The organism is Ekhidna sp., from assembly GCF_040220215.1.
GTDB lineage: Bacteria > Bacteroidota > Bacteroidia > Cytophagales > Cyclobacteriaceae > Ekhidna.
In genome coordinates this window covers 124,666-149,660 of record NZ_JAVJTR010000009.1, presented here as the reverse complement: position 1 = coordinate 149,660, position 24,995 = coordinate 124,666, and the positions used below count along the sequence as shown (strand labels likewise).

At 40.8% G+C, this 24,995-nt stretch carries 18 protein-coding genes; 3 read left to right on the top strand and 15 right to left on the bottom strand.

Annotated features, from left to right (window positions below; translation table 11 throughout):
* Positions 1-105 precede the first annotated feature (105 nt).
* Entirely contained in the window at positions 106-1,419 is a 1,314-nt protein-coding gene (locus RIC88_RS02425; RefSeq protein WP_350215837.1) for a PAS domain-containing sensor histidine kinase, read from the top strand.
* Here RIC88_RS02425 and RIC88_RS02420 read toward each other — a convergent pair.
* Complete coding sequence (locus tag RIC88_RS02420) at positions 1,382-1,585, bottom strand: PLD nuclease N-terminal domain-containing protein (RefSeq protein ID WP_350215836.1); 204 nt, start codon at positions 1,583-1,585, stop codon at positions 1,382-1,384. The two genes, RIC88_RS02425 and RIC88_RS02420, sit on opposite strands and share 38 nt — an antisense overlap.
* A gap of 124 nt (positions 1,586-1,709) precedes the next feature.
* Here RIC88_RS02420 and RIC88_RS02415 point away from each other — a divergent pair, with 124 nt between their 5' ends.
* Entirely contained in the window at positions 1,710-2,756 is a 1,047-nt protein-coding gene (locus RIC88_RS02415; RefSeq protein ID WP_350215835.1) for a response regulator, read from the top strand.
* A 966-nt stretch (positions 2,757-3,722) separates the two neighbouring features.
* On the opposite strand, the gene RIC88_RS02410 is transcribed toward RIC88_RS02415, so the two are convergent.
* The 14 genes from RIC88_RS02410 to RIC88_RS02345 form a co-directional block, all read right to left on the bottom strand.
* Positions 3,723-12,032, bottom strand: a complete 8,310-nt coding sequence (locus tag RIC88_RS02410; RefSeq protein WP_350215834.1) for a T9SS type A sorting domain-containing protein — start codon at positions 12,030-12,032, stop codon at positions 3,723-3,725.
* Between the two features lie 263 nt (positions 12,033-12,295).
* Complete coding sequence (gene rplT / locus RIC88_RS02405) at positions 12,296-12,637, bottom strand: 50S ribosomal protein L20 (RefSeq protein WP_350215833.1); 342 nt, start codon at positions 12,635-12,637, stop codon at positions 12,296-12,298.
* Positions 12,638-12,744: 107 nt separating this feature from the next.
* Positions 12,745-12,939: a 50S ribosomal protein L35 gene (gene rpmI / locus RIC88_RS02400; protein ID WP_350215832.1), complete on the bottom strand. Its 195-nt coding sequence runs from the start codon at positions 12,937-12,939 to the stop codon at positions 12,745-12,747.
* 27 nt (positions 12,940-12,966) lie between these two features.
* The gene (gene infC / locus RIC88_RS02395; protein ID WP_350215999.1) at positions 12,967-13,521 is read right to left on the bottom strand and encodes a translation initiation factor IF-3; all 555 of its coding nucleotides are present in this window, start codon (positions 13,519-13,521) and stop codon (positions 12,967-12,969) included.
* A 72-nt stretch (positions 13,522-13,593) separates the two neighbouring features.
* Entirely contained in the window at positions 13,594-15,537 is a 1,944-nt protein-coding gene (gene thrS / locus RIC88_RS02390; protein WP_350215831.1) for a threonine--tRNA ligase, read from the bottom strand.
* Positions 15,537-16,604: a tetratricopeptide repeat protein gene (locus tag RIC88_RS02385; RefSeq protein WP_350215830.1), complete on the bottom strand. Its 1,068-nt coding sequence runs from the start codon at positions 16,602-16,604 to the stop codon at positions 15,537-15,539. The genes thrS and RIC88_RS02385 overlap by 1 nt, the downstream gene beginning before the upstream one ends.
* A 39-nt stretch (positions 16,605-16,643) precedes the next feature.
* Positions 16,644-17,420, bottom strand: a complete 777-nt coding sequence (locus RIC88_RS02380; protein ID WP_350215829.1) for a helix-turn-helix domain-containing protein — start codon at positions 17,418-17,420, stop codon at positions 16,644-16,646.
* Positions 17,420-17,701, bottom strand: coding sequence for a hypothetical protein (locus RIC88_RS02375; RefSeq protein WP_350215828.1), 282 nt, complete (start codon positions 17,699-17,701; stop codon positions 17,420-17,422). Before RIC88_RS02375 ends, RIC88_RS02380 begins: the two co-directional genes overlap by 1 nt.
* Before the next feature lie 167 nt (positions 17,702-17,868).
* Complete coding sequence (locus tag RIC88_RS02370; RefSeq protein ID WP_350215827.1) at positions 17,869-18,858, bottom strand: glycosyltransferase family 2 protein; 990 nt, start codon at positions 18,856-18,858, stop codon at positions 17,869-17,871.
* The gene (locus RIC88_RS02365) at positions 18,851-19,651 is read right to left on the bottom strand and encodes a hypothetical protein (protein WP_350215826.1); all 801 of its coding nucleotides are present in this window, start codon (positions 19,649-19,651) and stop codon (positions 18,851-18,853) included. The genes RIC88_RS02370 and RIC88_RS02365 overlap by 8 nt, the downstream gene beginning before the upstream one ends.
* A gap of 94 nt (positions 19,652-19,745) precedes the next feature.
* Positions 19,746-20,366 (bottom strand): SGNH/GDSL hydrolase family protein, encoded by a 621-nt coding sequence (locus RIC88_RS02360; RefSeq protein ID WP_350215825.1) that lies wholly within the window; start codon positions 20,364-20,366, stop codon positions 19,746-19,748.
* Between the two features lie 104 nt (positions 20,367-20,470).
* Complete coding sequence (locus RIC88_RS02355) at positions 20,471-22,768, bottom strand: acyl-CoA dehydrogenase family protein (RefSeq protein ID WP_350215824.1); 2,298 nt, start codon at positions 22,766-22,768, stop codon at positions 20,471-20,473.
* A gap of 278 nt (positions 22,769-23,046) precedes the next feature.
* Positions 23,047-23,331 (bottom strand): GNAT family N-acetyltransferase, encoded by a 285-nt coding sequence (locus RIC88_RS02350; protein WP_350215823.1) that lies wholly within the window; start codon positions 23,329-23,331, stop codon positions 23,047-23,049.
* Positions 23,321-23,689 carry an MmcQ/YjbR family DNA-binding protein gene (locus tag RIC88_RS02345; protein ID WP_350215822.1) on the bottom strand — a complete coding sequence of 123 codons (369 nt, stop codon included), beginning with the start codon at positions 23,687-23,689 and terminating at the stop codon, positions 23,321-23,323. Before RIC88_RS02345 ends, RIC88_RS02350 begins: the two co-directional genes overlap by 11 nt.
* Before the next feature lie 111 nt (positions 23,690-23,800).
* Here RIC88_RS02345 and RIC88_RS02340 point away from each other — a divergent pair, with 111 nt between their 5' ends.
* A complete protein-coding gene (locus RIC88_RS02340) occupies positions 23,801-24,991 on the top strand; it encodes a di-heme oxidoredictase family protein (RefSeq protein ID WP_350215821.1) in 1,191 nt (396 codons plus the stop codon).
* Positions 24,992-24,995 lie beyond the last annotated feature (4 nt).

Here is a 24,995-nt window from a genome sequence, read left to right as displayed (position 1 = left end):
ATTTGAGATTCAAAACTAGAGAGCTTACAAAACCTTGAAGTTGATATTCGTCAATGCTAACATTGAATTTTGTCACATTGCTACTGATAGGCTTACTTAGCAGGAATGAATAAGATAAAACTCGGTAGTCAGGAGATTGTCTCAAATGAAGGACTAGAGCTTCTCAAGAGCCTGTTTGAGAGTTCTGGTGAAGGCATCATGCTTTTCAATCAAGAGGGAGAAGTTGTCATGGCTAACCCGAGAGCAAGAGAGATGTTCGGATATGATGAAGGAGAAGTGCTAGGCCAAAAAGTGGAAAAATTCGTTCCCAGAAATTCACAGAAAAAACACGTTGAAGACCGAAAAAAGTACATCGATCACCCAGAACCACGCAGAATGGGTGTGGGGAGAGATCTGGCTGGTCTTAGAAAAGATGGCACCATGTTTCCCTTGGAAATAAGTCTCAGCTATATGCAGTATGGAGAGGAGAAGCTTGTTGTTGCATTTATCACCGATATATCAGTTCGAAAAGAAAACGAAAAGAAGTTAGAGGAGCAACGAAAAAAGCTGGAAGAATACACCTCCGAACTTGAACAGAAAGTAAAGGCTAGAACCAGTGAGCTGGAACACATGAACCTTGGACTTCAAAGCCAGATTCAGGAACGGAAGCTAGCTGAAGAAGCCTTGAAGCAAAGCCTGGAAGACCTTAAAAAAGCGGAGCAGGAAATCTTAAAATCTCTTGAGAAAGAAAAAGAACTGGGTGAGCTAAAATCCCGTTTTGTATCAATGGCCAGCCATGAATTTCGAACACCTCTGACAACTGTTCTTTCATCAGCCAACCTGATTGCAAAATACACCGAATCGGACCAGCAGGAAGCAAGGGAAAAACACATCAATCGCATACGAAAAAGCGTCCAAAACCTGACCAACATCCTCAATGATTTCCTCTCGCTGGAAAAGCTGGAAAGTGGTGCGCAAAAAGCCTCTTTCCACGAAGTGGATGTCGATGGACTTCTCAAAGAAGTGATTGAGGAAATGAGTGAGAACCTAAAAAAAGATCAAAAGATTATATTAAACGGAGAAGCTCCAGGCATACAAGCTGATGATCACATATTAAAAAATATACTTTTCAACTTGATCTCCAATGCAAGTAAGTATTCCAATGAAGGAGACGAAATTGAAGTAAATATTGAGTCAGGAGATCAACTTAATGTTCATATAATAGATCATGGCATTGGTATTCCGGAAACAGATCAGTCAAAAATGTTCGATCGCTTTTTCAGAGCTACCAATGCAACCAATATCCAGGGTACTGGTCTTGGATTGAACATTGTAAAGAAATATACGGACCTGTTAAATGGGCAAATTTCATTCAAAAGTTCAGAAGGCGAAGGAAGTACATTTACCCTTTCGCTTCCTTTCCACCAACTTCCACAATAGACCGTTTCCTGAAGAAGTAACTTAATGGTCCAACCAGGGGAAGCAATACGATTATAGCGAACCATAACATTTTTTTATTGTTCGAGGTACGTGCCCTTAGAACATCAATCATACCATACACAGCCACTGCTGCTGCGACTAAAGAAATAAACAACCAGTAATTCATTTTTGTATCTTTTCGTCCAAAGTAATCTGATATTAAAACGGTATCTCATGAGTTAACTTAGCCTTTCCGATGATTATCATCAGCCTTTTAGTAATTTGGAGGTGTTCAGAAATAACCGGAGAATATGAGCAAGCACAGGATACTAGTAATCGAAGATCAGGATGATGTCCGAGAGAATATTGTAGAATTATTGGAACTCTCCAATTACACTGTTTACTCTGCTCCAAATGGAAAAGAAGGCGTAAAATCAGCTTTAGCTTCTCCCCCCGACCTGATTCTCTGTGACATCATGATGCCGGAAATGGATGGTTATGAGGTATTGTATCTCCTTTCCAAAAATCCGGAGACGGCTTCCCTTCCTTTTATTTTCCTGACTGCCAAGGCGGAGAAATCGGACTTCAGAAAGGGAATGAATATGGGGGCTGATGATTACATCACTAAGCCCTTCGAAGAAATGGAGCTTTTAGGAGCCATTGAGCGTAGGCTAAAGAAATATGAAGAACTCTCCAGCATTTCTGGTATGGACCAGTTGGTTGAACATGCAGCTAAGTATCAAAACATTCAAGACCTGGAAAAAGAGCGAAAGGTTCAGACCTTCAAAAGGAAAGAGATTATCTATCGTGAGGGAGATTATGGGAATTTCGTTTACAAAATATTAAAAGGTAAGGTTAAGACCTATCACATAAATAAAGATGGTAAAGAGTTCATCCACGACCTTCGTAAAGAGGGTGATTTTCTGGGGGAGCAATCCATCATACAGGATACTGCCAGAACGGAATTCGCGGAAGCATTGGATGATACGGAAATGATGCTGATCCCTAAAGATGACTTTCAGGAGCTAATCTTCAAAAACCGGGAGGTATCGGGTCAGTTTATCAAGATGCTTTCAAACAACCTGTCCCAACGAGAAAAAGAGCTTATGGAAATGGCTTACAACACGGTTCGTAAGCGCACCGCTGATTCTCTAATGAAACTATACGAAACATATCAAGGAGACCAAAAAAGTGTAACAGTCGATGTTTCGAGGGCAGACCTGGCAGGAATGGTTGGCACAGCTACAGAGTCGGTCATCAGAATACTATCTGAGTTTAAAAAGGATAAATGGATAGAGATAAACGGAAGCGCTATTTCAATTTTGGAGCCGGAGAAGATTAAGGGAGTTAAGTATTAGACCCCCTACATTCCCATTGACATATTTTATAACTAACCATATAGAGATATTAATAGCGACCGCACTGAAACAAAAAATGATCTCGAGCCTTTTTGCAGCCCTTAAGTGAATCGAACATTTCATAGAGAAAGAACCTCTTTGCATGAACATTCAAAAAGTTTCAAGCATGTTTCAAGCAAATCCTGAATTACCATGATTTTTGAACTTTCTCCATTTGCTTAAAAAAGCGTTTTTGATCTGAAAATCAAGCACTTACAGTATAAAGTAAGTGCTTTTTATATTTCCCCATGTTCATATTCTGATAAAAGGCGTAACCTATATGCACAAAAATTTACATGTGCTTCAACGTTTTACTCAACGATATCATAATGACTAAACGTTTTAAAGTCATTATTTAAGCCATTCGAGGTGTTTCGTAAAGAATATTAGCTAATGAAATCCATGGTCCATAGCGCTAAAACGCATTACTAAATAACATGAGTTCGGGATAAAAACCAACAAAAAACCTATCTTAATGTCACTCAGAGCCTTTTTCAGTTGGAAAATGGGAGGGAAAAAGACGTGGAGCCCGCCTTCCGGACGGACAGGTCTTTCCGATTCGAAGAGATTCCACGCCTGTCTGCCGACAAAGGCAGGGCTTCCAGCCCAAAGAGCCTCTGGATGACGGTTTTTTGTTGGTTTTTTTATACTTACATCGAACTCGCGTTAAATAGGCTTCTATAAAAATGAACTTAGAAGGTAAAATAGGGAGGTTTAAAATCACATGTGCTTCTAAAAAAAGGGTGTTTAAAAAGCATCAAAAACTTGTCTTCGCGAGGAAACGAAGCGATCTTGATATCGTTTACGGTACTTTTAACGAGATTGCTTCACTTCGTTCGCAATGACGCCACTCTTTTTGAAGACAACCTCTTTTTAATTATTCTATATATGCCGTCTTACTAACTAGATACCTAGCATTTGATAGCACTATTTTTTGATCACTTTATGGCTATATGTCCTATTTCCGATCTCCATCTGAAGTAGATAGATTCCCACAGGATGTTCATTTAATTCAAGCTCTAGTAAATCATTATTGACTTCCGTACTCCAAGAAGCAACTTCTTGTCCATTCAAATCAATCAAACGAATAATAGGACTACCAACATTAAACTCTGAAGAGAATGAAATAAATAGTTTATCCTGAGTTGGATTAGGATATACATTAATCACCAATTTAGATTGTCCTTCATAAACCACCATCACTACATTAGAGTGTGATTGAGTACCGTCAAAATCTGTTTGCTTTAGACGGTAATAGTTCACTCCCAATAAAGGTTGTTGATCAATGTATCGATAATCGAGTCTCTCGTTACTGTCCCCTGCCCCATTTAGATTATCCAATGCTTCAAAATTCTCACCATCCTTACTTCTTTCAATGGTGAAATAATCATTGTTTGTTTCCGTTGCTGTAGCCCAATCCAGGACTACTTTCTCATTTTTAATCGAAGCTTTAAACTCAATCAATTCAATAGGTAGAGGATCATTCAACCCACTAGGTGTGGTATGAGGAGCAAACGAAGAGAATGATGAGATTCCCATTGTCAATGATTTCCCATTGGTAGAATAATCTTGCACCTCAGGATCAATGTTTATCCGAGTACCACCTGTAATAAACGGATCTAAGCTATTTGCAATTCCGGTAATCTTAGTTACCCTTAAGTGTGCTTCTTCATCAAAAACGAAAGACTCTGCAGAAAGCAATTCATCACTCAAATCGGTATGCTCCTCAGCAAGTGCATAGAATCGTATATAAACATTATTACCATTAGCTGGCTGTGTCGTTGGAGTTATATACCAGTTCCTGTCAAGGACATAATCCACTGAATTGTCACGTACATCATCATCATTTGGATTAACAATACGTACTCCCCAACAAGTGCTGCCTAAATCATTACCTGCCGGATTAATGGAAAATACGATATTTCCTAAATTATCAGTCACATCAATCCACTGATATCCACTCACATTAATACATGATCCTCCAGAAACAACATAATCAGCTAATAAAGATCTTATGCCAGGTGTTCCGGATGCCGCCGGACTTGCAGCATTGAATGGATCTGAGAAGGTTTGAGCTTCTATATAATCAGGGATTCCATCTCCATCTGTATCTGTTGTGATACCTATAGGTGCCGTAGCACTACCGGCCACAAGTTGATCTTCCAATGCATCTGATATACCATCTGCATCACTGTCTGTTCCACCACTAGCAGTTGGACTGTTTACATCGTTTGGATCTGATCCATTGATCACCTCATAATAATCAGGTATACCATCTGCATCAGTATCCGTATCTAATGCTGGGTCGGCTGCTCCTCCTTCGCTTGCAATCAATGCCTCTAATCCATCAGGAATACCATCACTATCCGTATCATTGCTTCCATTTGTTGTAGGAGACCCAGCGGCAAATGGGTTGGTACCATTATCTACCTCGATATGATCAGGTATTCCGTCACCATCTGTATCAGTGAATATAGTCACAGGAGCAGTAGCTCCATTCGTCACTAAAATACTTTCTAAAGCATCACTGATTCCATCATTGAGTACCCCGTTAGTTGTACTGGCATCTGTATTTGGCGATCCACCTGCAACAGGGCTGTCACCGTCTGCTCCATCTGTACCATAGGCCGCTTCAAAGTAATCCGGTATTCCATCTGTGTCGGTATCCAACGTGGTATTTAAAGCTGTTCCAAGACCGAAATTAGTTGCTGTCGTGAAGTCTACTCCCGTAAATGTTAGAACATCTGAAGAAAATGAAGCGGCGCTATATGTGGCCAATATTCCATCTGTAAAATCATTGTTGGTGTCTACGATCAAAGAAAAGTCATCAATTGTGCTTGCACCGAACCCTAATCCAGTCAGATCAAATGCAACAGAAACAGTACCGGGATCTCCTGTCTCAGTTACACCCCAAATTCGGGTCATTCTTTCCGTAATTCCGGTTCCTGTTGGCACACCTGCTGTGGTAGTAGCAGTAGTCCCATTATCATTCCCCCAAATAACAAAATCACCGTCAGACTGGGAAGTAGCTCCACTCATAGTGATGATCGCATCAGAATTATTGCTCGTACTACTTGTTTGAGCCAATCCTAATCCATTATCTGATCCAATACCTGCAATGTCATTTGCATAGGATGTAAGGCTGTAAACTGCACTGCCTCCAACCGTATAATTCTCAGATGAAATATCTAGTGTTATGCCATACTTAATTGCCAGATACGATTCAATGTCTCTTCTGTCTGCTGCAGTTTGTCTCGAACTGAAACTCAATACTTCAGCAATTTTTCCATTAAATGCATCATCCCGATTGATGTTATCACCAATGGAGTAATTTCCTGAGAAGTTGGCGAATGTGCCATTGGTATTAACTGTTAACGCTGTTCCGTTGACAATAATATCCTGATCCGTAGCTCCAGCATTGTTTCTTGCATTGATCACAATTAAGTCACTATAAGTAGTCACTGCACTTTCCTGACCGCTAGCATATCCACCGCTTGTAGAATGAGTTATTACTTCGTTAGTAAGTGTCCCATCATGAGCACCAAAAGCAAGTCCAGCAGATGAGCCTGTATCAAAACCTAAGGGCATTTCATCATCTGATGCGCTGGTGAGGCTATTGTCTGGGGCTAAAACAATGAAATATTCCTGTGTATTGAAACCTGCAGCCCCAGTTAATGATTCAGAAGTAAAATCAAATGCAGGGTTGAGATTAAAATGACTTGTGAGTCTTGTAGGACCGGTTGTGACCGGTGCAGCATCATTTCCATTACCACTTTGATCAGCCCAGGCGGTTACCTCGCTTCCAGACACAGTTACACCAGCATCTGCTTTTAACCACAAAGTATTGCCTGTACCACCCGGACTAGCTACCGGCGGTACTGCCAAAGTGAAGTAAGTTGTTCCACTCAATGAAACGTTTTGGAAGGTGAGCGTGTCTCCGCTGATACTTGAAGCTGTTACTGAAGAGGTAATAGTTGAGAAATCAGATGAGCTATTTAAAAGCAGGTTGTATAGTCCTGCAGTTTGACCCCTTGTGGCATAGTTTGTAATATCCGCAACATAAATTCTAATGTCCACAGTTCCTGGGCTACCAGTAACTACACTCACCCACTCTGTAGCCAGTCTCTCATCAAATGCTGCAGGTAGCTCAGTAGCCTGAATAGTGGTCTTATCAGTACCATCATTACCCCAAATCAGGTATTCACCATTATCAAGGTCGGAAGGATTGGTCATGCTGACTATAGCTCCGGTATTAGTACTTCCACTAGTTGTTTGTTGCAAAGCATTATCTAAATTCTGTCCAATGCCAGCAATATCATTGCTGTATGTCGTTTCATTATAGATTGTAACTCCGCCTTCGGTATATCCTACTGTGCTTATATCTAGTGTCAAACCATATCTAATTGCTAAATATGATGCAACATCTCTCCTATCCGCATCTGATAATCTTGAGCTAAAGCTGATTATTTCTGCAATAGATCCATCAAAGTCATTCGTCTGAATAGAATTCTGACCTATTGTGTATGATGCATCTGTACTATTGGTAAAATTTCCTGCATTAGCTTCAGTCACAGTTGTACTAGCCCCATCGATATATAGTTCTTGTCCTGTGGCTCCAGGATTATTCCTAGGGTTGAATAAGGTGGGAGAATCATATGTTACACTTGTACTTAGCTGTCCGCTGGCATATTCATTTGCAGCACCATCCGTTACAATATGAGTTACTACTTCATCAGTCAAGTTACCTGTCACCGTTCCAAGCGCCAGTCCATTCCCGTCAATATTTGAATATGAGATAATATATCCATGATTCGTAAGGTTATTTGCTGCCACATCCGGAACCGCTACCACAAAGTAATCTTGACTATTAAATCCTCCGAGAGCACCCATATTATCATTGCTGAAATTGACTACATCGTGCGTATTTAGATTTGAAGAAAGTAAGGATGGTTGACTAGCAGCATTTCCTTGAAACGCATTATTGTCATTTCCACTTTTATCGGACCAGTCTGAAACCAATCCCCCGCTAGCGGTTATTCCATCATCTCCTCTGAGCCAAAGGGTTAGCCCGGCAGAAACACCTCCGGGAGCTGATGTTTGAATATCTCCACCGATGGTGAAATACTCCCCAGAACTGAAATCCACATCAGTAAAGGTCACAATATCACGTCCATTCACGGTATTCACTATGCCACCAGTGATTAATGTTGATGTAGCTAAATCAGTTGGCATGGTAGCTGTATTTACAGCTTTAATAAGATTGATAGTTGAATTATTGATATCAATTCCTAAAGGAGTAATATCAAAGGCAATAGTAACTGTGCCCACATCTCCGGTTTCAGTAACACGCCAAATTTTCGTTAAGCGCTCGGTAGCTCCAGAAGGAACGTCACTGGTAACAAAAGTGTTCGCTCCACCATCATTACCCCAGACAAGATACTCACCATTGTCCAGATCAGAAGCTGTTGAAACTTCAACGATTGCTCCGTCATTCACACTCATTGAAGTTGTTTGATTCAATGCCTGAGTAATCTCATTCTTTCCAATACCAGCAATATCTTCCGCGTAAGCCGTGTAATTGTAAATAGATGACCCTCCAACAGTGTAATCCAGACTGGAAATGTCCAAGGTGATACCGTATTTGATCGCTAAATAAGTGGCAACATCACGGCGGTTAGCTTCTGATAAGGTAGTGCTGTAGCTAATTACTTCTGTCATCACTCCATTGAATGGAGCTGATACCGCCGCATTGTATGATTCACCTAATTGAAATGCTTGATCTGCACGCGTATTAAAACTTCCTATATTCAATTCTGTGTCAACGATTTGGGTACCGTTTCGATAAATATCCTCACCCGTTACTCCAGCGTTATGTCGTGGATTAATGATACTTGGATCACCAAAGTTAGATGTGGTACTTACCTGCATCCCTCTATAGCCAGCTCCATCCAAGGCATATGTAATGATTTCATCGTCTTGTAAAACGGTAGTTGGTCCAAGAGCAATACTTGTAAAATCTCCTTGTTCGAAACCAATTATTCGACCTACGGCATTGACATTATTATATATTTCGTTGGGGTCAATAACTAAAAATGATTCTGCTGAATTAAAACCACCTGGTGCTGTCATCGTATTTGAGCCATCAAAATTGAGACCAGCGTTATAATTTAATGCCGCAGATTCTAATACTGGCTGGGAGCTGGATTGACTTTGTGAAGCATTGTTAACGCTCCCACTTTGGTCGATCCATTCAGTGACATTCGATCCACTTGTAGCTACTCCTTTGTCAGCCCTCAACCAGAGTGTGAGTCCAGCACTTACTCCACCAGGTGCTGGTTTATTCAAGTTTCCGGCCAATGTGAAATATTCACCGTCCGCAAAGTCAACTCCGGTAAATGTTACTATCTCGCTTCCATTAACAGTAGAAACCGAGCCAGAACTATTAACGGATGCTGACGAAAGATCCGTTGGCATGGTGGCCCCACTACCTGAAATAATTAATGCAAGGGTTGAGGTGGAACCATCTATACCTAATGCAGTTAGGTCAAAAGAAATATCCGTAGTACCTACATCTCCAGTTTCATCTAGTCTCCATATGCGTGTTAGTCTATTGGTCGTACCAGCTGGAACATCACTTGTAGTGACATCAACTGATCCGCCATCATGACCCCAAATAAATGATTCTCCATCTGCCAAGCCTGAAGCATTGGATACTTCAACAACATTTCCAGTGATGCTTTTTGCTGATGTCTCAGATAATCCCTGGGAATTATCAATGACTATACCTGCAATGTCATTAGAGTAACCAGTATGATTATAAACCGAAGAGCCTCCGATTGTATAGTTTTGACCACTAATATCTAAGGTCATTGCATATTTCAGAGCCAGGTATGTTTCAACGTCTCTGCGCTGAGAGGACGTTAAATCTGTATCAAACATTAAAATTTCAGCCAAATCTCCTTCATAGAGGAATCCACCGCCATCGGTTCTAGCACCAATCGTAACATTTGTGGTTTCACTATTTGTACCTATTGCACCAGCAGTAATATCAGAGGTGCCATCCAAGAAAGAGTTTACATCTGTAGTGCTAACAACTGAGGACATTATTCTCCAAGTGTCATCATTTACAGTTGCGGCCCCTGTGGTCTGCGTTCCGCCAATTATTTGACTGTAATTACCACCGGTAGTGAAAAATTGATACTGTCTGTTACCAGCGGTAGCTCCTGCTCTCGCTATGAAAGTACCAGTTTCAAGTGATTTAAACATCACAAAGACTGTTATGGCGTCAGTGCCCGGTACATAATCCAAAACATCACCCATTGTTAAGAATGTATTGGCCCCATCAAATTCTAAAGCAGCATGTCCGTTCAGTGCATTTGCTTTATAAATTGGCTGATCCGTACTTGTAGTTTGTGTGGCATTCAAACCGCTATTACTCTGGTCTGCCCAATCGGTAACATTAGTCCCGGATGAAGCAATGCCCTTATCAGGATCAAGCCAAAGTACCAGATTAGTAGGTAAATCACCAGGGCCAACTTCAGGCTGAGTTGCCAGGGTAAAGAAATCACCATCGGCAATAGTCACATCCTCAAATGTCACAATGTCATCGCCGGTAGCATCTTGAGTTATAGTGCCATTTAATGCAACAGTGCCAGTAGCTAGATCAGTGGGCATGGTGGAACCACTTGCTGCAGTTATCAAAGCAAAATCTTGACCTGTTAGCGTTAAACCAAGTGTTGTCAGATTGAATGAGATATCAACGGAACCAACATCGCCAGTCTCCTCGACGCTCCAAATCCTATTAAGTCTATTTGTCACTCCTGCAGGTATATCTCCCGTTGTAGTGGTTGTTGCGCCACCGTCATGTCCCCAAACTAGGAATTCTCCATCTGCCAAATCACTGGCATTATCCATAGAGACTACATCTCCGGATGTGCTTATTGATGTGCTTTGCAATAACCCTTGTGAATCATCTTGTCCAATTCCAGCAATATCATTTGAGTAACTTGAAAGATTGAAAATGGTCACGCCTCCCACAGTATAAGCTTCGGAAGTGATGTCTAAAGTCAAGCCGTATTTGATGGCCAAATAGGTTTCAACATCTCTTCTGGCTGCCGCTGACAAGGCATTGTCAAACATGATTATCTCAGAGATTTCACCTGTCAATAGATTATTTGCCCCAGCATTTCTGGCACCTACTAAAACATTTAGCGCTTCAGTAGCCGTTCCAATAGCTCCCCCAGTTATATCGCTTGCTCCCTGAACCCAAGAATCGATTTGAGTTGTACTTACGACTGAATTAACACTTGTCCAGGCGCCAGTAGCAGTGGCAGCTCCATTAACTGCAGTTCCTCCCACACGATTTCTGAATTGATTATTACTAATGTGGTGACGCCACTGATTACCACTCTGAGGATTGGCTCCCGCTCGCGATATGATTGTTCCCGTATTGTTAGTGGCAACATTTACAACAGAAAAGAAAGACCAAGCATCTGTACCAGGAGCGAAATCAAGCACATCTCCTAAGTCCAAGTAGTCTCCACCATCAAAAGATAAAGAAGTGTAACCATTTATAGCATCTGCGGAGGCAGTAGGCTGATTAGCACCTGTTCCTTGAGATCCTGTAATCCCATTTCCTCCTTGATCTGTCCAGGCGAGCACACTCGTTCCGGAAATGGACAAACCTTTATCTGGTTTTAACCAAAGTGCCAAGCCTGAAGCATCTCCAGGAGAAGAAGTAGGGATTTCTACAGTAATTTCAATACTTGCTCCAATAACACAGAGTGGATCTCCACCAGCCGTTTCAGTGGCTCTAATCGTCCATGTGCCTTCGGGATCAATGCCATCAAAACCAGAAAGGGCACTTTCAGGAATGTATGTACCATTGGCAGGAACTCCACCGGGTATAGGCGCACTTGATTCATCATCAAATGTTTGGATTATCCCTGGAGAAATATCTGTAGCACCGGCAAATGTTCCTGTAGAAAAAATAGTTATAATGCCGCCATCCGGAGATTCAATTTCAAAGCCGTGCTCATCATGAAACGAGTTACCAGTGCCCGGCGCTGCGCAGGTGCCGTCAGTTTTATCATAGTGCAGGGTAACATTGATATCAGTTATGATCGCACCAAATCCGAATGAGGTATTAGGCACATCAATAGTTAGTGTTCCTGTTCCTCCATCCACAGTCACAGGCGTAGCACCCGAGTAAGTAAAAGTTGACTGTGAGTATGTCATGTATGTGCACAAGAATAACAGCACATATACTATGAATCGACTATTATTTTTTATCATTTGAAAAGTTGACGGTTTTTACTACGCTCACGAAATTACTATCTTTATATATATTCTCCGATTAATTCCAAAACCTTTAGACCAAATGGTAAAAAGTAATGGATAACCTACGTTTAGAAGAAACAAAATTTAGAAATATTAACATTTTACGCTAAAAAAAACCCTCACATCTCTGCAAGGGTTTCGATTCTATTTTTGAAGAAGTCTTATTTCACAGCATCAACAACAGCTTTAAAAGCCTTAGGTTCATTCATAGCCAGATCAGCTAATGCTTTTCTGTTGATCTCAATTCCAGCGGCATTTAATTTGCCCATGAATACGGAGTAAGACATTCCATGCTCCCGTGCTCCAGCGTTGATACGCTGAATCCACAGTGATCTGAATTCTCTTTTCTTAGCTTTTCTGTCGCGATATGCGTACTGCCATCCTTTTTCAATGGCATTCTTGGACACGGTCCAAACGTTTTTCCTTCTGCCAAAGTATCCTTTGGCGTGCTTCATCATCTTTTTACGACGAGCTCTTGAAGCTACATGATTTACTGATCTCATTTTGTTTTGTTTTTGACGATTGGCGCTCCGCTTGTCACGGAAACTTCAGCCAATAATCGGGTTTTACATTTAACCATCCGCCCATTGACGAATCTTATTAATCGAAATTACAGATTCAAAAGACGCTTAATGTTTGGTACATCTGCCTTGTCCACAATCGACATATATCGAAGATTTCGCTTTTGCTTGGTCTCCTTCTTAGTCAAAATGTGGTTTTTGAATGCATGCTTTCTTTTAATCTTTCCAGTACCTGTTAGCTTAAATCGCTTCTTAGCACTGGAGTTTGTTTTAAGTTTCGGCATTTCTATTTTATTCTATTCTACGTTTAATTACTTTTTAGCCTGCTTTGGTGCCACGAACAAAATCATTCGCTTTCCCTCCATCTTTGGCAGCTGCTCTACCTTCCCATACTCTTCAAGTGCTTGCGCAAACTTCAAAAGCAGGATTTCCCCTCTATCCTTGAAAACAATCGTCCTTCCATAGAAGTGCACGTATGCTTTCACTTTTGCTCCGTCCTTCAAAAATTTGATGGCATGATTCAACTTAAAGTTGAAGTCATGATCATCAGTATTAGGTCCAAAGCGAATTTCCTTGATTACGGTCTTTTGCGCTTTAGCCTTAATCTCTTTTTGCTTTTTCTTTTGTTCGTACTTGAACTTTGAGTAGTCAATCACCTTGCAAACCGGCGGATCAGCGTTTGGTGAAATCTCCACCAAATCCAGATTTTGCTCCTGAGCAATTTTTATGGCCTGATCTATTGGGTAAACATCAACCTTCACATTGTCTCCAACCACTCTTACCTTACGCGCAGTGATTTTCTCATTTACCTTGTAGGGCTCTTCCTTTCTGATTCTGGAAGGGCCTCTTCTTCTTAGTTTAGCGATTGTACTCCTTTATTTTAAGTTGAACATTGAAAACAAAACGCAAATATCGCGATTATTTGCTCTTAACAAAACTCAATTGATAAGTTCAGCCACTTTATTATGGAAATAACTCACAAATTCGTCTTTTTTCATAGATCCGATATCGCCAGCACCATGCTGTCTAACTGAAACAGCGCTATCAGCAGTTTCTTTCTCCCCTACTATCAACATGTACGGAATCTTCTTCACTTCCGCATCCCGGATTTTCTTACCAATCTTTTCATCACGTTCATCCACAAATCCTCGAATATCCTGCTCCTGCATTTCAAGAAAAATCTGCTTGGCATAACCATGATACTTTTCTGAAATAGGAAGTATCGCTATCTGCTCAGGAGCTAACCATAGTGGAAAGTCTCCGGCACAATTTTCTATCAAAATGGCAATGAAACGCTCCATCGATCCAAATGGTGCACGGTGGATCATCACTGGTCTATGCTTTTGGTTATCATTCCCAACATACTCCAATTCAAATCGGTTCGGCAAGCTGTAATCTACCTGGATGGTACCAAGCTGCCACTTCCTCCCCAATGCATCCTTCACCATGAAATCCAGCTTAGGGCCATAGAAGGCCGCCTCACCATATTCTACGACCGTCTGCAGACCTTTTTCATCTGCTACTTCCTGGATTTCTAGCTCTGCCCTGTCCCAGTCTTCATCTTTTCCAATATACTTCTCCGGATTTTCAGGATCTCTCAGTGATACCTGTGCGGTAAAGTCACCAAATCCAAGTGCTCCAAAAACATAAAGTACCAGGTCAATAACTTTTGCAAATTCTTCTTTCACCTGATCCTGACGGCAAAAGATATGTGCATCATCCTGGGTAAATCCACGAACCCTGGTCAAACCGTGTAGCTCACCACTTTGCTCATAGCGATAAACAGTACCAAACTCAGCATACCGAATCGGAAGGTCTTTGTATGATCGTGGACGTGATTTATAAATCTCACAGTGATGAGGGCAATTCATTGGTTTCAGCAAGAACTCCTCATCCTCTGCTGGAGTCTTAATTGGCTGAAATGAATCTTCACCATACTTGGCATAGTGGCCGGAAGTAACATACAGTTCCTTGCTGCCAATATGAGGAGATACCACTTGATCATAGCCTGCCTTAAGCTGTGCTTTTCGCATGAAGTTTTCCAGCCGCTCTCTTAAGACAGCACCTTTTGGTAACCACAATGGCAGCCCTTTGCCTACCTTCTCAGAGAAAGTAAACAGGTCTAGTTCCTTGCCTATTTTCCGGTGATCACGAAGCTTAGCTTGCTCAAGGAGCTCCAAGTATTCTTTCAATTCCTTTTGCTTTGGAAATGAAATAGCATAAAGTCTGGTCAGCTGCTTTCTTTTCTCATCACCTCTCCAATATGCTCCGGCCACATTCAGAATTTTTACCGCTTTGATATATCCGGTATGTGGAATATGTGGTCCTCGACATAAGTCAGTGAAGTTCCCCTGATTATAGAAGGTAATGCTGCCATCCTCCAGCCCGTCAATTAACTCCAATTTATATTCATCGCCTTTCTCTTTGTAAAAAGCAATGGCGTCATCTTTGGAAATTTCCTTACGCGTGAATTCGTTTTTCTCTCTAGCCAACTCGAGCATTTTATTCTCAATGGCTTCCAGATTTTCAGCATCAAATTCGATATCACCAAAGTCTATATCATAATAAAAGCCATTATCAATGGGCGGGCCAATTCCGAGCTTAATACCAGGGTATAATGCCTCCAGGGCTTCTGCCATTAGGTGGGCAGAAGAGTGCCACATGGTTGACTTACCTTCATCATCATTCCATGTAAGTAATTGTAGCTCAGCGTCTTCATTGATCGGACGAAATGAATCTCGCACTTCTCCATTGACTTTAGCTGCCAATACATTCCTGGCCAGCCCTTCACTGATACTCGCTGCAATATCCAACGCAGTGCTATCTTTAGCATAGTTTCGCTTGGATCCATCCGGCAGAGTAATGGTGATTTGATCACTCATTAATTTTCGATTTTTTTAGGTTGTAATTCGATTGTAGGAATCTTGTTTTCCTCAAATTTTAAGCGCTGCAAATATGCAATTTTTCGCTGTATAAGGTCTATTCTTTGTGCAGCTAATGTGTCTGTGGGGTTCATTTCTATGAGATGTTCATAGTAACTCATCGAATAAGAAAACCATCCTCGATCTTCATACAGTCGTGCAGCCTTCCATATAGGCTTCCTTTTGGATGAATCCTTTTCAATCACCTTCTCCAATATTAATCCAGCCGAATCCCACATTTGATCCTTTAAATACCAATCCGCCAGCAAATAAGCTATGGTATCTCGCTCAGAAAATGGCTTTATAGCTGCTCTCGCCTCATGGTTACGGTTCGCTTCTTCCAGTAAGCGAGCATAAGTCAGCTGCATACTTTCATTTGTAGGATTGCTCTTTACAAAATCATCAAGCACTTCAAAACCGAACTCCTGATATCCCAATTCAAAAAGAATATTTCCATACTCCCACATAAGTTCATTTTGCGTACCCTTCTTATAGAGCTTTGAAAGGTTCAATGCTGCAAGTGCTGTATCCTGAAGTCGTAAATATTGAGTTGATGCAAAAACAAAATCGTCAGTCGATTGATGATCAATTAAATATTGACGTAACTCATTAAATGCTCGCTTTCGATTACCTGTTCTGGAAAGACAATCAATATATGTTTTAGTGTATTCCTTCTTTAAACCATATTCCTCATTCCACTTGTCAAATACCTCCAATAAAAGCTGGTAACGCTCATGTCGCTGATAATAAGTAATGTATTGCTTCACAAGCTGATTGGTCATCCCATATAATTGCTTGTAGGTATCGAGTGCTGAAATGCAGGTTGTAGGCCAACCCAACTGTTCACAATAAAATAGCTTTTGATCTACCAAACGAGTATTGTTTGGATCTGATTTAAGCTTGTCATTGATTTGATCCAGTGCATTACTGTAGAAGCCGGCATGTAGCTCAGGTACAATTATTTTATCCTGCTTTGGGGAGGTGCAAGAAAATAGGATTAATAACAAGATCAACTTTGATTCTCTCATGAGAACCCAAAGTTAAATTGAAAGAAGGGGAATTGAGACCTAGTCGGTTGTCTTCTTTAATCGTTCCACATCATTTCTCAGATTACCAATCATCCCCATCAATTGATCCATGGATAAATCATTGGCAGTGTTTGGATCAGGGAACTCAACAGAGATGTAGGCTTTCGCTTCCCATATTTCCATTACTTCTCTTGGATCTAATTCATAGGCACTGAAAGACTTATTATCTGAAACGAGGAATAGCTTACCTTTTTCTTCGATGTAATTGAACACCCTTTTGTAAACTACTCCTTCTGATTGGGTAACAAGTACGTATGTACTTCCATTTCTGATGTGATTTAATTGCTCGATATACTTTCCAATAATGATGCTGCCTGAAACTATGGGCAGCATGGAATCACCGGCAATCTCGAATGCACGATAGGTACCTCCTTTTGGTAAAACCGGAAGATGAAACCTTGGTAAATCTGTTAGGTATTCAGGATCAGCATAACCGTTAGTATAACCGGCAGCAGCTTTAGTTGGTACAAGTTGGATGTATTCTTCGTCTGCATTCTCATCCACTGTAACTGCCAGCACTTTTACATTTTGCTTCGGCACTCGATTTTCTTTCGTCAGATCTTCATTGATCAACTCATCAACAGAAACCTCAAAAAGGTCCGCCATCTTTGATAGTGTGGTAAGACGAGGATCTGCTCTTCCTTCTTCATAAGCGCCGACGGAAGGTCGGTTGATGCCCAAGGCTTGTGCAAAGGTTTCTTGTGTAAAGCCTTTCTTCTTTCTCAGGTACTTGATGTTATTCGGTATTCGTGCCATTATTCAAAGATGATTACGTTGGAAGGTTGGGTTTCCTGCCCAATATTATATAAATGAAAGTGATGATACTCCACACTACTATCCAGCTCTTTCAGCCTTCTCCTTATCCTCTTGATAACTGACTTTAGTGTCTCATCTGCCTCTACTAACACATACCCGTAAAGCTCCTTATCTCTTCTGATTGTTGCAAAAAATTTAACCTGATAACGACCTGAATTAAGTTTCTTAGAAGAAATCTTTAACTTGTAATAATCATCCAATATCAAATCTTTTGCTAACATGCCATAGTATTTGATGTTAAATTTAGTAAAAAATATTAAATACTAAAATTTTTAGAGTTTTAATCTGTGTGGGAATTATAGAATCGCATGTCTCACCTGTAATTCGCTCGCAAGCCTGCCTGTGGTAGGCAGGGGAGTGGGTGTCACGGTTAATTAAAAGTGTTTAACTAAGCTGCTAAAATAAAGTTAACACCTTCGATATAGCCTTTTTGAATAAGAAACGAGCGGATTTCCTCACGAGCTCCCCTGTTGCTAACATATGAAACAATGAAAGTATTTTTTTTCTCAGGGAGGTTTTCATAATGAAGCACTTGATTCCCTGCCTTTACATCTATGTATTCAACCACTTTGATTCCTTCCTTTAACAAAAGATCACTTCTTCTTCGGGATAGTCGGCCTGCACCCCATATGTATATTTCCGGATGAAAAGGGTTATGCATTTTCAGCCATTTGGCAAGGTATTTGGCTTTAATCTTAAAAAATGCCTCCTGAGAATAGCGTTCATCTGTTCGGGTAAGCCTTGTCTCGGAATCTCTCCATTTCAACACAGGTTTATTGACTTTTTCCATCTTCACATCATGAGATTGAAGTCGAAGAAAGAATTCGTAATCTTCTGGAAAATTTCCATCCTTATAGTATCCAAATTGCTCAAACAGTTCTCTTTTAAGCATCATCGAAGGATTGGCCAAAGGAAACTCTACAAACTGATTCTGATTTAATTCCTCATTGGAACGGATGGTATTTAACCAATCTACATAATGAATGAAGCCTTCATTTTCGCTGGAACCAAGATATTCAACCAGTCCGGAAACAACATCCAGAGAAGAGTCATTTAACATAGCTTCAACCTGGTATTTCAATCGATTTGGATCAGCTATATCATCTGCATCCATGCGAGCAATGTAAGTGCCTTTAGCATTACGAATTCCAGTATTTACAGCGTGTACAACTCCCCTTTCTGCTTCATTGATGAGTATAACCTTATCGTAATTAGTGTACGATCTTGCTACTTCCGAAGATGAATCAATGGAAGCATTATTGACAATGATTAATTCGAAGTTTTGGTAGGATTGTTTGAGGATACTTTCAATAGCCTCTTTTAAGAATGGAGCATTGTAAAATGGAAGTACGACTGATACCAATGGTGTATCAATCATTGCCTCCTTCTTCCTCTTCTGTTGCCTCGCCAGTGGACTCTTCCAAAGGAGTTTCCGGTTGTTCTTCCGGAGCAATATCACTTTCCTGCTTATTCTTCTTTTTGAAAAGCCCTTTAAAGAACGGTTCTTTAGTCTGCACAGAGTCAGGCATTACATTGCCCAGCGTATCCAGTGGTGCTGGTGGAGGTTCCGGACGATTGTCAATCAGTTTCTCCCCAAAATATTTATTGTAATAATCCTGCTCCACATTGAAGTTATCTTTTGGATCATAACCATATAAATACTTGGTTTTTGGTTTTTCCTTTAAAGCAGCCACTGGCTGAGCCGTCACAGAATCTGTTGAAAGAGAATCCATCGCAATGGATATCGAATCTACTCCCAGGGAATCACTGAAATCAGAAGCAACAAAATTATTGGTAACAGGATCAGGAGCTAGCACATTCTCCATCGGAGCTGTCCTCATTTGGTAGTTTTTAACCGGATAAATCGGTTGTTTGATTATTCCATATTTTGTTCGCTTTTGCACTCTCCAGGGTACTACTTTTTCACCGGCATAGGCATAATAATCCGTTTTGGGCTGGGCGACCACTCCTAAAGAATCATTAGCATCAGTCCCACTTTGCTGCGCTAAAAACTGTGTACGAGTATTTTCATCCAATTGCCATACGTAGGAGAAATAGGCATTCCGGGTTGAATCGTCTAAAATGTAAGTACTTTGAAAGGCAGGGCATATCACTTTATCCTGGCACGAGATAAGGGAAGCATAACACAAAAGGACGAACAGCCTCTTCATAGAGATGGTTGTGACAAGCAGTGATTTGGATCAAAAATAGGTGTATTTTCTCATATACCTATAAATCAACGACGAAATTGAACTTTTAGTAGATTTATCTGGACGAAAGATTGTTAAACACATGATCATACATTTGATCAACCCACATTTCATACATTTTACCGGATGGATGTAGTCCATCAGAGGCTATTAATGAGGGATCATTTTTGGCTTTTCTGGATCCCGGGGTTATGTCAATGAATTTCACATCTCGTAGTTTTGAAATCTTCTCGGCTATTGCATTATAGTTATCCAATTCTTTAGCTATTTTCTCTTCAAGCAACATTTTCTTTTTTGCAAATGGAGTTACACCATAATCCGGAATAGATACAACCATCACATTATAAGGGTTTCCTCCGGCAAACTCGATCGCCTGGTCAAGGAGTGATTTGAATTCTTTCTCATATTGTTCTACCGGATAGCCTCTATACTGATTGTTGACTCCAATGAGCAGCGAAACAAAATCATAAGTGCCTTCCACATCCGCTTTCACAATTCCGGCTTGCAATTCATCTGTTGTCCAGCCTGTAGTCGCAACAATGACCGGATCAATCTTGATAGAGTCCGCTCTCAATCTGTTTGCCAGCTGAACAGGCCAACGTTCATCAACGTCGACAGCCTCGCCTATCGTATATGAATCTCCCAAAGCAAGGTGGATGAATCCATCTTCATTCATTGTGTCTGTTTTTTGAGTTGCACAAGAGCAGAAAATAAGTATGCATAAAATGATCGATAAACGCATGATTAGGGATTTTATGCAATGTAATTATTTTCAAAGAATCATTTAGTCACTGCAATTAGCGCACTCAAACAATTATCAGGAATATTGAAAGCATCCACTAATGCCACAGCATCCTGTCGTACTTCCCAACACAATTGATTTACCATTTTTCGTATGGCTTTTGTTTTCGAACCTGTCATGTAATCATGCTCCAGATACCAGCCCTTATTCTTTTCAATCTGGGATAAGGCAAAAAGCTGACATAGTTTGGTCAATGCATCTTTGCATTGCTGATCTTCAACCTTAGAAATACCTTCTAAAAATTGTTCCAAGATCAGCCGCTCCACATACGCATGACCCACATTTACCATGTGGTATTGGGTTTGATTGAAAGCATCGAAGGAATCCATTCCGGCATCCAGATGCTTTTTGAATCGTTTTGCAGCAGAGGTAAGGATGTCTTTTTCCCGGTACCGAAATGCGCTGAGGTGAAACTCCGCATCCAGGAGGTGAGCTTCATCTGTATTTCGAATGATCAGCGGATTCATTTCAGTAAATCCGATTTTAGCCTTTTCAGCAACATAATTCATCATTCCGAAGAAGTTGATGTCACTAAATTCCTTTTTGAACTCTGACAGTCTTCCTTTAGCCACCAATTGCATAAGAACAGTATTATCGCCTTCGAAGGTGGTGTACACATCTGTATCATTTTTCAATCGATCAATTCGATTTTCAGATAAGTATCCTTTACCTCCACATGCTTCCCTACACTCCTGTAAAGTGTGTGTCGTGTTCCAGGTAGACCAGGCTTTGAGTCCTGCAGCCATGGCTTCAATCTCCTGCATCTCCTCCTCTTTTCGATTTAGAAACCGCTCTGTAACATACTGCAATGCAAAATGTGAAGCATACGCATTGGATAGCAAAGGCATCAACCTTCGCTGGTGCGTCCGGTAATTAAGTATTGGAACTTCACTGCCACTTTCCGGACCAAATTGCTTTCGCTTATCTCCATGACGAATGGCAATCGTCAATCCTGATTTTGTTGCACTCAATCCCGATCTCGGAATACCTATGCGACCACCAACCAGCGTTCCTAACATAGTGAAAAATCGTCTGTTATCGCTCGTGATTGGGCTTTGGAATTGCCCATTGGCATCTACACTTGCATAGCGGTCTAACATATTCTCAAAGGGAATATTCACCTGATCAAACCAGATCTTGCCATTGTCCACTCCATTCAAACCCATCTTTCTACCACAATCTTCGATGGTTACCCCCTTTTCTGTTTTTCCGTCAGTGTTTCGTAATGGAACAATAAAAGCATTAACCCCATAGTCCACATCATCTATGATCAGCTTCGCAAATACGGTTGCCATTTGACCATGTACCGCTGCGTTTCCGATGTATTCTTTTCCAGCTCTATTATGAGGGGTGTGAATTACAAATGATTTGGAGGAATGCTGATAAGTGGCTGTGGTCTCTACTCCTTTTACATTAGAACCATGACCTGTTTCAGTCATCGCGAAGCATCCGGGAAGCTTAAGCGACCCTATATCCTTGATGTATTTCTTATGATGCTTTTCGGTTCCCAGAAAGAAAACACTCATACCCCATAAACCAAATTGAACACCAAATTTGATGACCGTACTTAAATCATGATATGAAAGCGTTTCCATGATGGCGAAATACTTCTTCATGTCACCTTCACCACCAAACTCTTTGGGAAAAGCCATTGAACCAAATCCCTGGTCTGCCAATAGCTGGCACCATTTAAAAACCTGCTCACGATACTCCGAAAGGTTATCCGTATCCAAGTAGTTGAACTGCGGATCAGCGAGCACCTTTTTTACTTTATCGATAATGGCTTTATTATCACCATCCAGTACCTGAGTCATTTTCTGAACATCAAATGAACGCTTGCTCTCCAGTTGCTGAGTGATTGTTTTACGCTCTTTGGCTCTTAAATTGAAAGCAGATTCATCTGAAACAATTCCCATCATTGCTTCAATCTCCTTCAATGAACTTTTTAGATTTTCGTCCAGATCAGAACCTTTCAGTGCGGATAGTTTTTCTCCAATTGCTGCAAGCTTATCATCCGCTTCTACCGAAGTTTCGTTGATTTTTCGTTTCCAGCTTTTAAGCTCCTGAGGTGATGGAGGATTCTTGGGATTAAGGAAAGACCTCAGAAAGTCACTTTCCTCTTTTGAAAGCCATGACTGTTTTCCAATATAAGATTCAATGGCTGATATCTCGGAAGGCAAAAGCACAGCATCTGCCCAGGCCATGTAAAACAAAGGGAAGAAAGAGTATAGCTTCGGGTTGCTTGCCAGAATAGGGGATTCGATGGAGTGAGTCATTCGCTTTTGTTTATTGAAAATTAGACTAATTATCAATTAATGATATCCGACTAAAATTTGAATACAATAAAAATACATTTAAAGTATCCGAGAAAGATTTTTTAAAGATCGAGGTAAATACTAAAAACCGCCCATTAATTCCCTAAAGGGCACTTCTAATAATTCTCCCTTTAGGGTTGGGGTAGTTTTAAAGCTTGAAGAAAAACCTTTCTCGGGTACCAGTAATTATCAAACAAAATGCGCTGACACATGTTCATTTTTCATATTCCTGTACTTTGTTAAAGCACGTCCCTCAGTTCTTCATTTTTATCAAAAACAGATCGTGCAAACGGGCATAAAGGAACAATGCTGATTTTCTTTTTTCTGGTGTCAGCAACGGCTCTTTCCACCATCTTCTTGCCAAGTCCTGCGCCCCTCATGGAATCGTCGATTTCTGTGTGATCTATAATAATTCGATCGGTTCCTGCTTTGGAGTATGTCATCTCTCCTACTTTCTTCCCTTCCACTTCTACAAAGTATGAACCTTTTGATTCGGTTTCTTCATGTTGTATTTCAATGCTCATTATTCAATTCTTTTAATTCCTCTTTTAGCTTCTTAGGTAACTTATCAACTATCAGATTATAGCTATCATCAATCAATTGTTTAATTAAAACATCTGAAACTTCACCATTGGTGTAAACCGAATTCCATTGCTTTTTATTCATGTGATAGCCTGGCCGGATGGAACCATCATACTTTTCCCTCAGCTCAACAGCATATTCAGGATCACATTTTAGATTGATAAACTCAAATGAATCAAGACCAGTGAGGGCATACATCTTTCCCATCACTTTAAACACCAAAGTATCCGGACCAAATGGTGTATGTTCTGTGGTTCCCGGTTTAGCCAGGCAGTAATCTCGATATTCTTCGATGTTCATTTCACCAAGATAAAGTTAAAATCAAAATCAATTATTTTTTTAGACTAATCTAACTTTTTGTTTTGTTTAAACTAATTTATAGTTTTGTGTGATCGTAATGATATAACACGAATGAAACTTGAATACATCACTTTATTACTCTCTTTTCTTTTTCTAATTGGATGTGAATCCATCATACCACCAGCTCCTGCTGAAAATGAACTCCTGGATGGTCCAGTTGAAGGCTTGAATACAGCTGAGCAAGGTCAATTCCTCGCTGGCGATATCGCTTTCAATGATGAGGTGTTTTCCGCTGAAAATGGATTAGGTCCTTTGTTTGTGGCAACCTCCTGTGGGAGTTGTCATCCCGGGGATGGGAAAGGACATCCGTTTACCACACTTACTCGTTTTGGGCAGTCCTTGCCTAATACTCTTCCCGATTTATCTGTTGGAGGTCCACAACTTCAAAACCGGGCAATTCCGGGATATGAACCGGAAAAAATCCCGGAAGGAATGGCTTCCATGGGTTTTACTCCACCGGCTGTAACCGGATTAGGTTTTTTAGCTGCACTTACTGATGGACAGATTCTTGCGAATGCTGATCCAAATGATCTGGATGGTGACGGCATTTCAGGTGTGCCGAATTACATCACCCCACCCTCTTACTTCATTCCTCGCCTGGACCATCAACCAAATGCAGGACGTTATATTGGACGCTTTGGAAAAAAGGCAGCTGCGATTGACCTGCTTCAACAAACAGTATCAGCATACAATCAGGACATGGGCGTCACCTCCACATTCGAACCCATCGATACCTATTCAGGACTAAGCACAGACCCTGAAGTTTCTGACCAAACAGTGCGGGATGTGGTGTTTTACCTGCAAACATTGAAAGCTCCTATTCCCAGAAATGAAGATGATCCTTCTGTGATTGCAGGTAAAGCTCTTTTTTCAACGATTGAATGTAGTTCATGCCATATCCCAGAGTTTACTACTCCAAACAATGAAGTTTCCGCACTATCCAACAAAACATTTTATCCATACACGGATCTCTTATTGCATGATATGGGTGCAGCCCTGGATGACGGTGTAACAGAAGGTTCTGCAGAAACATTTGAGTGGCGAACGCCTCCACTTTGGGGACTTGGATTGTCGCCTGATTCTCAGGGTGGTGAATTCTTCCTTATGCATGATGGCAGAGCCAAAAGCATTGAAGAGGCTATCCTACTTCATGGTGGGGAAGCTCAAAACAGTCGAGATCAGTTTGTAGAGTTATCTCAGGCTGATAAAAGCGATTTGATTGCTTTTTTAGAAGCACTCTAAAAAA

Coding starts and splice junctions, on each gene's coding strand:
- RIC88_RS02385 (WP_350215830.1), bottom strand. CDS start 16,604: ATGAGAGAATCAAAGTTGATCTTGTTATTAATCCTATTTTCTTGCACC.
- rplT (WP_350215833.1), bottom strand. CDS start 12,637: ATGAGATCAGTAAATCATGTAGCTTCAAGAGCTCGTCGTAAAAAGATG.
- RIC88_RS02370 (WP_350215827.1), bottom strand. CDS start 18,858: ATGATTGATACACCATTGGTATCAGTCGTACTTCCATTTTACAATGCT.
- RIC88_RS02375 (WP_350215828.1), bottom strand. CDS start 17,701: ATGTTAGCAAAAGATTTGATATTGGATGATTATTACAAGTTAAAGATT.
- RIC88_RS02350 (WP_350215823.1), bottom strand. CDS start 23,331: ATGAGCATTGAAATACAACATGAAGAAACCGAATCAAAAGGTTCATAC.
- RIC88_RS02345 (WP_350215822.1), bottom strand. CDS start 23,689: ATGAACATCGAAGAATATCGAGATTACTGCCTGGCTAAACCGGGAACC.
- RIC88_RS02360 (WP_350215825.1), bottom strand. CDS start 20,366: ATGAATGAAGATGGATTCATCCACCTTGCTTTGGGAGATTCATATACG.
- RIC88_RS02340 (WP_350215821.1), top strand. CDS start 23,801: ATGAAACTTGAATACATCACTTTATTACTCTCTTTTCTTTTTCTAATT.
- RIC88_RS02410 (WP_350215834.1), bottom strand. CDS start 12,032: ATGACATACTCACAGTCAACTTTTACTTACTCGGGTGCTACGCCTGTG.
- rpmI (WP_350215832.1), bottom strand. CDS start 12,939: ATGCCGAAACTTAAAACAAACTCCAGTGCTAAGAAGCGATTTAAGCTA.
- RIC88_RS02365 (WP_350215826.1), bottom strand. CDS start 19,651: ATGAAGAGGCTGTTCGTCCTTTTGTGTTATGCTTCCCTTATCTCGTGC.
- RIC88_RS02380 (WP_350215829.1), bottom strand. CDS start 17,420: ATGGCACGAATACCGAATAACATCAAGTACCTGAGAAAGAAGAAAGGC.
- thrS (WP_350215831.1), bottom strand. CDS start 15,537: ATGAGTGATCAAATCACCATTACTCTGCCGGATGGATCCAAGCGAAAC.
- RIC88_RS02425 (WP_350215837.1), top strand. CDS start 106: ATGAATAAGATAAAACTCGGTAGTCAGGAGATTGTCTCAAATGAAGGA.
- RIC88_RS02355 (WP_350215824.1), bottom strand. CDS start 22,768: ATGACTCACTCCATCGAATCCCCTATTCTGGCAAGCAACCCGAAGCTA.
- RIC88_RS02420 (WP_350215836.1), bottom strand. CDS start 1,585: ATGAATTACTGGTTGTTTATTTCTTTAGTCGCAGCAGCAGTGGCTGTG.
- RIC88_RS02415 (WP_350215835.1), top strand. CDS start 1,710: ATGAGCAAGCACAGGATACTAGTAATCGAAGATCAGGATGATGTCCGA.